Raw genomic sequence first — 3297 nt, forward strand, 5'->3', positions numbered from 1 at the left:
ATTATGCCCTCCAAATGACTACTGGAACGTCAGTAGAAGAACTATTTGATGGAGTAGTACAGTTGGTCCAAGGCGGCAGAGAGGATGGAATTATACTTCTTTACTCTCGTGTTAATGATGTGATTTTAAGTTATTTAAGAACACGCCATATCCCGTTTGTGATGATCGGTAAGCCTTTTGAGCATGTAGAAAAAATAACTCATGTAGATAATGACAACTTTTTAGCAGCTAAAGAGGCGACTGAGTATCTGATAGGACTTGGACATAAGCATATTGGTTTCATTGGAGGTAGTCCAAGCCTAACCGTAACATTGGACCGACTCCAAGGTTACAAGAATGCTTTGAGCGAGGAAGATCTACCATTACTAGAGGACTACATCATTCATTCTGAATACTTCTTGAGAGAAGGTGGCCAGCAAGCGGTCAACAAACTATTCTCAGCAAGTGTTTCTCCAACCGCTTTAATCGTAACGGATGATTTGATGGCCCTAGGTGTAGTTAACACGCTTACGGAAATGGCAATCGACATTCCAAACCAGGTCTCAATCATAAGCTTCAACAATGCGTTGTTTGCAGAAATGTCTCGTCCACCGTTGACATCCATTAATATCAATATTGTGGAGTTAGGTTATCAGGCAGCCAGAAGCTTAATTCAAATACTGGAGAATGAGAACGAACCTGTAAAGCGCATTATCATTCCACATCAGCTTGTGGTTCGTAACTCTTGTGCAATCTCACAAAAAGCAATTATAAAAGATAGTACAGTTTAAGTTAAACTAAATGGTGGTTATCCATGAAATATGGGTAACCATTTTTATTCATTATAATTTTATTATGTAAACAAAAAACTATTTCTATTATTCTAAAAATATTTTATACTCTATATAAGGAGGGATATATTATGTTTACATATGCAATTGATGACAAAATTACACTAAAAATGCTAGATTTACGAGACTCCGAACAATTGTTCTCTTTAACTGTAGGGTCTAAGAATTCTTTAAGAGAATGGCTACCGTTTATCGATTATACAAAAACGGTTGCTGATACGGAGAACTTCATCAAATCGACGATGAAGCAGTTCAGCGAAAACAATGGAATCCAAGCAGGAATATGGTATGAAGGCAATCTTGCAGGTGTTATCGGATTTCATAAAATAGACTGGAATAACAAATCCACAAGCATCGGGTATTGGTTGGGCGAAGATTATGTGGGTAATGGTCTCATGACTAAGTCCGTAAAAGCATTTGTAGATTATGCTTTAATCGATTTAGGATTGAATCGAGTAGAAATTCGCGCTGCAGTAGAGAACAAGAAAAGTAGAGCAATTCCTGAAAGGCTTGGTTTTACACATGAAGGCACCATTCGTCAATCGGAATGGCTATACGATCATTATGTGGATCATGAGGTCTACGGTATGCTAGCAAGTGACTGGAAGAAATAGATTGAACAAGCGCCGAGCAGTTTAATACCTGCCAGGCGTTTTTGTATTCAAATATTTAGTAACAAACAACGGACTTGTTTAAAGATAAAAATGTGTGGTCAATCATACGATAGTAGAAGAACAGAAGAAGGGACAGGTCTTATGATTGCTTACATATCTACGCTCAGTCCGGTACTGCAGGCATTGTTAGCAACTGTATTTACTTGGGGCATGACAGCATTAGGTGCAGCTCTAGTTTTCACTACAAAATCAGTAAATCAAAAGTTAATGGATGGCATGCTTGGCTCGGCTGGAGGAATCATGATAGCGGCAAGCTTTTGGTCGCTTCTTGCTCCTGCTATTGAAATGTCGAAGGAAGGGGCATTCCCTGCCTGGTTTCCAGCAGCTACCGGATTTTTACTAGGTGGATTCTTCTTGTGGCTGGCCGATAAAATTATTCCACATATGCATCCATCTTCTAACTCGAACCAAACAGAAGGGATAAAGCCAAAAGGCAAAAGAAGAAGTACGTTGCTTGTGTTTGCGATCACCCTCCATAATATACCAGAGGGTCTTGCTGTCGGGGTTGCTTTTGGAGCAGTCGCTGCAGGACTAGATACCTCTTCTTTAACTGCAGCCTTGGCATTAGCAATAGGCATTGGTATTCAGAATCTACCGGAGGGTGCAGCGGTTGCATTACCTTTGAGAAGAGATGGCATGTCTCGCAGAAAGAGCTTCTTTTATGGGCAGTTCTCCGGCATGGTCGAGCCAATCGCTGCAGTAGTAGGTGTTCTAGCAGTATCCTTTATGTCTACTATCCTACCTTTTGCACTTGCATTCGCAGCTGGAGCGATGATTTTTGTTGTAGTGGAGGAGGTAATACCAGGCTCCCAGGAGTATGGAAACGGTGATTTAGCAACGGTATGCCTAATGATTGGATTCACAATTATGATGATACTAGATGTTGCTTTTGGATAGATCTATGAGCTAGAGCTTAAAATATCGAGAACAGTTATAACCCGAATCTAAAAATCAGTGCATCCCTCTTGTACAGAGGATGCACTGATTTTTAAATTTCAATAATGATCGGAAGAATCATTGGCTTTTTCTTCGTACGAGTATATATGAGGTTTTCTACGGAATTCTTAATGTTCTTTTTGAGTGTACGCTGATTTTTATTGTTATCCCATTTTTCTACTGTCGTGCGAACATTTTGATTGATTAAACTAATTAGCTCTTCGGAATCTGGCCCATATACAAAGCCACGAGTTAGTGTATCAGGTCCATTTAGGACTTTCTTCAATCCTTTTTTAAGACTAATGACGATAACAACCATTCCATCACCGGCAAGTACTCGGCGATCACGAAGAATGATTTCCCCGACATCCCCAATGCCTGATCCATCTACAAAGACGTCACCTGCTTCTACGGACCGTGTTTGTATGACCTCATTAGTATCTACAATATCCACAACATCTCCATTGTTCAGTAGAAAAATATTAGATCGTTTAACACCCACGGACTGTGCTAGCTCGCGATGTATATGGAGCATGCGATATTCTCCATGGATCGGGACAAAGTACTTTGGCTTCATCAATGTTAGCATGAGCTTCAGCTCTTCCTGGTAAGCATGACCTGAAACGTGCATACCAGTCTTGCTTCCAGAGCCATAAATCACGTTAGCTCCTAATCTTAACAGATTATCGACTACCCTTGTGACATTCGTTTCATTACCAGGGATGGGGCTAGATGAAAAGATTACGGTATCCTCAGGATGAACCTCGAGTTTACGAAACCTAGAGCTTGCTAGTCTTGAAAGAGCAGCCATAGGCTCACCCTGTCCACCAGTACAAAGAATCGTCACTTCCTCGGGA

At 40.6% G+C, this 3297-nt stretch carries 4 protein-coding genes; 3 read left to right on the top strand and 1 reads right to left on the bottom strand.

Annotation, left to right across the window (positions count from 1 at the left end; genetic code table 11):
* From AC06OU_RS17945 to AC06OU_RS17955, 3 genes are all read left to right on the top strand, one after another.
* A partial coding sequence (locus tag AC06OU_RS17945; protein ID WP_475857606.1) for a substrate-binding domain-containing protein occupies positions 1-770 on the top strand: 770 nt, incomplete at its 5' end.
* Positions 771-901: 131 nt separating this feature from the next.
* Positions 902-1444 (top strand): GNAT family N-acetyltransferase, encoded by a 543-nt coding sequence (locus AC06OU_RS17950; protein ID WP_298467472.1) that lies wholly within the window; start codon positions 902-904, stop codon positions 1442-1444.
* Positions 1445-1585: 141 nt separating this feature from the next.
* Positions 1586-2401, top strand: a complete 816-nt coding sequence (locus tag AC06OU_RS17955; protein ID WP_475857607.1) for a ZIP family metal transporter — start codon at positions 1586-1588, stop codon at positions 2399-2401.
* Positions 2402-2492: 91 nt separating this feature from the next.
* Here the strand turns inward: AC06OU_RS17955 and AC06OU_RS17960 are convergent.
* A partial coding sequence (locus AC06OU_RS17960; RefSeq protein ID WP_475857608.1) for a ribonuclease J occupies positions 2493-3297 on the bottom strand: 805 nt, incomplete at its 5' end.

The organism is Psychrobacillus sp., assembly GCF_056205495.1.